General features: G+C 61.9%; 4 protein-coding genes. All 4 read right to left on the bottom strand.

Annotated elements, in window-relative coordinates:
* Positions 1-757, bottom strand: a 757-nt coding sequence (locus HX846_RS11310) for an oxygenase MpaB family protein (protein WP_178965401.1), incomplete at its 3' end; no start/stop codon positions are given.
* 6 nt (positions 758-763) lie between these two features.
* Positions 764-2,701 (bottom strand): acetate--CoA ligase, encoded by a 1,938-nt coding sequence (gene acs / locus HX846_RS11305; protein WP_178965400.1) that lies wholly within the window; start codon positions 2,699-2,701, stop codon positions 764-766.
* A gap of 126 nt (positions 2,702-2,827) precedes the next feature.
* Positions 2,828-4,492 carry a glucose-6-phosphate isomerase gene (gene pgi / locus HX846_RS11300; RefSeq protein ID WP_076013744.1) on the bottom strand — a complete coding sequence of 555 codons (1,665 nt, stop codon included), beginning with the start codon at positions 4,490-4,492 and terminating at the stop codon, positions 2,828-2,830.
* Positions 4,493-4,717: 225 nt separating this feature from the next.
* The coding region (locus tag HX846_RS11295) for a pantoate--beta-alanine ligase (RefSeq protein WP_178965399.1) at positions 4,718-4,972 on the bottom strand (255 nt) is incomplete at its 5' end.

Genomic DNA, 4,972 nt, shown 5'->3' with positions numbered 1-4,972 from the left:
GGCTTTGCTTCTGCCCGAGCATGTCGCTGGCCCAGTCCGGCAGCAGGTCGATACCGGCCTGCATCATCAGCGAGCCAAACGGCTTGGCCAGGGTGCTGGGAGACGGCGCGTTGAGCAGCAGGCGCAGGACTTCGTGGCTGCGCTGGTCACACAGCAGTTGCGGGCGGATACGCTCAAGGTAATCGGAAATTTCCTGGCGCGAACGCGGCACGTGACGCGCGCCCAATTGCTCGGCCACCAGGGCGATTTCGCTGTAGTACCGGTCTTGATCCCTCGGAGATAAATCCGGGTTGCGATAACGCAGGTGGGCCGCGAGAAAGTTGCTGACCTCCGCCACATGCACCCAGGTCAGCAACTCGGGATCGCTGGCGGCATACGGTCGGCCGTCCGGTGCATGGCCGACCACTTGCAGGTGAATGGTGCGCACTTTCTCGATCAGCCATTCGGCGTCACGCCGCGAACCAAACGTGGTGCCGGAAATGAACTGCGAGGTGCGTCGTAACCGCCCCAGCATGTCCTGCCGAAAGTTCGAGTGGTCCCACACGCCGGCCAACGCCAGCGGGTGCAATGCCTGCAACATCAACGCGCTGATGCCGCCGATCAACATGCTGCTGAAGTCGCCATGGACCTTCCAGCTCACCGAGTTCGGCCCAAACAGACCCGGATCGCCCTTGGGGTTCTCCAGGTCGAGTTGGCCCAGCGACAAGCCGGTCAGGCTCATCAGCTGGTTTTCGATGCGGCTGCGAATGAATTCCATGGGTTCCTATCGGTTGAGGCGCTTGTCGATCAGGCCGTCCACCACGCTCGGGTCGGCCAGGGTGGAAGTATCCCCCAGGCTGTCCAGTTCGTTGCAGGCAATCTTGCGCAGAATCCGCCGCATGATCTTGCCTGAGCGGGTTTTCGGCAAGGCCGGTGCCCATTGAATCAGCTCGGGCTTGGCGAAACTGCCGATTTCCTTGCTCACCAGATCCAGCAGGTGTTTTTTCAGCGCGTCGTCGGGCTCGACGCCATTCATGGGCGTGACGAAGGCATAGATGCCCTGGCCTTTCACGTCGTGTGGATAACCGACCACCGCGGCTTCTGCGACCTGATCATGCAGCACCAGGGCGCTTTCGACTTCGGCGGTGCCGATGCGGTGCCCGGAAACGTTGATCACGTCGTCGATGCGGCCGGTGATCCAGTAGTCACCGTCCTCGTCGCGCCGCGCGCCGTCGCCGGTAAAGTAGTAGCCGGGGTAGGGTTTGAAATAGGTGTCGATCATCCGCTGAGGGTCGCCGTACACGCTGCGGATTTGCCCTGGCCAGCTGGATTTGATCGCCAGCACGCCGCTGCCGGCGCCACTGATTTCCTTGCCTTGCTCATCGAGCAGCACCGGCACCACGCCAAACATCGGCTGGGTGGCGCAGCCAGGCTTGATCCGCTGGGCGCTGACCAGCGGGCTGAGCATGATGCCGCCGGTTTCGGTCTGCCACCAGGTGTCGACAATCGGGCAGCGTTGTTCGCCCACGGCATTGAAGTACCAGTCCCAGGCTTCCGGGTTGATTGGCTCGCCGACACTGCCCAGCAGGCGCAGGCTGGCGCGGGAAGTGTTTTCCAGTGGCCCGTGGCCTTCCCGCATCAGCGCGCGTAACGCGGTCGGCGCTGTGTAGAAGATGTTGACCTTGTGTTTGTCGATCACCTGCCAGAACCGCGAGCTGTCCGGGTAGCTCGGCACGCCTTCGAACATCAGCGAGGTCGCACCATTGGCCAGTGGCCCGTACACGATATAGCTGTGGCCGGTGACCCAGCCGACATCGGCGGTGCACCAGAACACTTCGCCTTCGCGGTAATCGAGCACGTACTTGAAGGTCATCGCAGCCTGCAGCAGGTAACCGCCGGTGGTGTGCAACACACCTTTGGGTTTGCCGGTGCTGCCGGAGGTGTAGAGGATAAACAGCGGGTCTTCCGCATCCATCGGCTCGGGCGGGCAGTCGTCGCTGGCTGCATTCAGGGCCTGTTGATACTTGAGGTCGCGCCCTTCAGTCCAATTGACTGCCGCGCCAGTGCGCTGCACCACCAGTACCGTGCTGACACCCGGACAACTGGCCAGGGCCTTGTCGACATTCTGTTTCAGCGCCACCGGCTTGCCGCCGCGCACGCCTTCATCGGCGGTGATCACCGTGCGGCAATCGGCGTCGAGAATGCGGTCGCGCAGGGCGTCCGGCGAGAATCCGCCAAACACCACCGAATGCACCGCACCGATCCGCGTACAGGCCAGCATCGCGTAGGCCGCCTCGGGAATCATCGGCATGTAGATGCACACCCGGTCGCCTTTCTTCACGCCACGGCTTTTCAGCACGTTGGCCAGGCGGCTGACGTTTTGGTGGAGCTGGCGGTAGGTAATTTTGGAAGACGTCGCAGGATCATCGCCCTCCCAGATGAAGGCCGGCTGATCAGCGCGTTGCGCGAGGTGACGGTCGATGCAGTTGTAACTGACGTTCAGTTGGCCTCCGGCAAACCATTGGGCGGCGCCGGTCTTGATGTCGGATTTCTGGACGGTCTGCCAGGGCGTGCTCCAGTCGAGAAAACGCTTGGCCTGTTCGGCCCAGAACGTATCGGGTTGCTCGACGGATTGGCGGTAGAGGCGCTGGTAGTCCTCTTGACTGAGTTGCGCAGCCCGGCGGACGGCATCGGCGGCGGGGAACGTGCTGATATCGAACATGAGGGATCCTTATTCTTGTTTTTTGCGACAAGAGGGGAGCTTTGCGACCCTTGTAGGAGCTGGCAAGCCAGCTCCTACAAGGGTCCGCTCCCGCAGGTTCAGACCCTCATTGTAGTGCCGATACCATCAACCGCGGTGACGGCCGCGGAAGTAGTTGATCAACCCCTGGGTGGACGCGTCGTCCGCAGGCTGTTCTTCAGTGCCGGTCAGGCGGTTGTAAACGCCTTTGCCCAGCTCCTTGCCCAGCTCCACGCCCCACTGGTCGAACGCGTTGATGCCCCAGATGACGCTCTGCACGAACACTTTATGCTCATACATTGCCACCAGTGCACCAAGACGGCGAGGGCTGATGCGTTCAACCACAATGGTGTTGCTCGGACGGTTGCCCGGGATCACCTTGTGCGGTGCCAGCTTCTGCACTTCGGCCTCGTCCATGCCCTTGTCGCGCAGCTCGGCTTCAGCTTCGCTGCGGGTCTTGCCGAGCATCAGGGCCTGGCTCTGGGACAGGCAGTTGGCGTACAGCCACTGATGGTGGTCGGAGACCGGGTTGAAGCTGACGATCGGCACGATGAAGTCGGCCGGGATCAGTTGGGTGCCCTGGTGCAGCAGCTGGTGGTAAGCATGCTGGCCGTTGCAGCCTACGCCGCCCCAGATAACCGGGCCGGTGTCGGTGGAAACCGGCGTACCGTCCTGGCGCACGCTCTTGCCGTTGGATTCCATGTCCAGCTGTTGCAGGTGCTTGGTGATGTTACGCAGGTAGTGATCGTACGGCAGGATTGCGTGGCTCTGCGCGCCCCAGAAGTTGCCGTACCACACGCCCAGCAGGCCGAGCAGCACCGGCATGTTCGCCTCGAATGGAGCGGTCTGGAAATGCTGGTCCATGGTGTAGGCGCCGGACAGCAGTTCCTTGAAGTTGGACATGCCGATGGCCAGCGCGATGGGCAGGCCGATGGCCGACCACAGCGAGTAACGACCGCCCACCCAGTCCCACATCGGGAAAATGTTCTCTTCGCGGATACCGAAGGCCACGGCCGCCGCATTGTTGCTCGATACGGCGATGAAGTGGCGATACAGCTCGGCTTCCGAGCCACCCTGGGCCAGGTACCAGGCGCGGGCGGCCTGGGCGTTTTTCAGGGTTTCGAGGGTGTTGAAGGATTTTGACGAGACGATGAACAGCGTGGTCTCGGCGCGCAGCTTCATGGTCAGCTCGTGGAACTCGCTGCCGTCGATGTTCGCCAGGTAATGGCAGCGCACGCCTTTGTGGGCGTAGGACAACAGCGCTTCAGACACCAGCTCCGGGCCGAGGAACGAGCCACCGATACCGATGTTCACCACGTCGGTGATCGGCTTCTCGGTGTAGCCACGCCACAGGCCGTCGTGGATGCGGCCGACCAGGTCAGTGATCTGGTTCAGCACCTTGTGCACGTCCGGCATGATGTTCACGCCGTTGACCGACAGTTTGTCACCCACTGGGCGGCGCAGCGCGGTGTGCAGCGCCGGGCGACCTTCGGAAGAGTTGACCGGCTCGCCGTTGAATAGCGACTTGATCGCGCCCTGAAGGTCGACTTCCTTGGCCAGGCCTACCAGCAGGTCGCGGGTTTCGCTGGTGATCAGGTTTTTCGAGTAATCGAGGAAAAGCCCGCAGCTGCTCAAGGTGAACTGGGTAAAGCGCTGGGGATCGGCATTAAAGGCTTCGCGCATGCTGAAATCCTGCATGGCTTGGCGATGTTGATTGAGCGCTTGCCAGGCGGGCAGAGCGGTAACGTCATGAGGAGTGCGGTAGTACGCCATCGCTGCGGGTTTCCTTTTTATTGCTGGGACTGCTTTTAGGACACTTGAAAGCCGGGAATGTCCTGTCTTTGTGAAGATGACAGGCTCCGGTCAACGCCAACGAAGAGCGTAGGGCGAATACATTAAACCTAGCGTGTCGATCTGTCTTGGCTTTGTCTGCGCTGTGGCCGGTACTTTTTTATACCGGCCGATCAGGCAGTGCAACAGGCGGGGTGTGTGGCGGGGTCAGTTCAGATGCAGATGCAGGTTGTCGATCAGCCGGGTGGCGCCCAGGTAGGCGGCGACCAGGATCACCAGGTCCTTGTCTTCGGCGGTGGCCGGACGCAGGTGCAGGCCCTGGCGAACCTCCAGGTAGTCCATGCGAAAACCTGCCGCTTCGATCTGCTGGACCTGTGCGGCGCGCAGTTTGGCGAAGTCGCGATCGCCCGCTTCAATGGCGGCGGCGATCTGGCTGAGGCTGCGGTACAGCACCGGTGCGAT

The organism is Pseudomonas sp. K5002 (assembly GCF_013386655.1).
Classification (GTDB): domain Bacteria; phylum Pseudomonadota; class Gammaproteobacteria; order Pseudomonadales; family Pseudomonadaceae; genus Aquipseudomonas.
This window is presented reverse-complemented; position numbering and strand designations above follow the sequence as displayed.

Bases quoted from the DNA above. Each gene is read 5' to 3' on its own strand.
- acs (WP_178965400.1), bottom strand. From the start codon at position 2,701: ATGTTCGATATCAGCACGTTCCCCGCCGCCGATGCCGTCCGCCGGGCT.
- pgi (WP_076013744.1), bottom strand. From the start codon at position 4,492: ATGGCGTACTACCGCACTCCTCATGACGTTACCGCTCTGCCCGCCTGG.